The sequence below is a fragment of the Micrococcus sp. GbtcB5 genome (assembly GCF_019091605.1).
GTDB classification, from domain to species: domain Bacteria; phylum Actinomycetota; class Actinomycetes; order Actinomycetales; family Micrococcaceae; genus Micrococcus; species Micrococcus luteus.
Window position 1 is genome coordinate 1 of sequence record NZ_JAGXJK010000344.1, and the last position, 245, is coordinate 245.

General features: G+C 67.8%; 1 pseudogene. It reads right to left on the reverse strand.

Going from position 1 to position 245, the window contains the following annotated elements:
* Positions 1-245: pseudogene (locus KVS67_RS12625) on the reverse strand (transposase); the annotation flags it as partial.

A 245-nucleotide genomic window follows, 5' to 3' on the forward strand; every position in this document is an offset into this window, starting at 1 on the left:
GGAGCGGCCCAGCCCGCCCAGACGGCACGCCATCCGTTCGCTCACCCGCATCTTGCACTTGAGGTGATCGACGGCGGCGCGGCGCCTGTCCGGGCTTAGAAGTTTCCCTCAGCCAGCCCCTTGAGCGCGGCCTTCTCCAGCTCCGCTTCCGCGAGCAGACGCTTCAGGGTCGCGTTTTGCTTCTCCAGCTCCTTCAGGCGCTTTGCGTCGTCGGCCTTGAGGCCGCCGTACTGGTTCCGCCACCG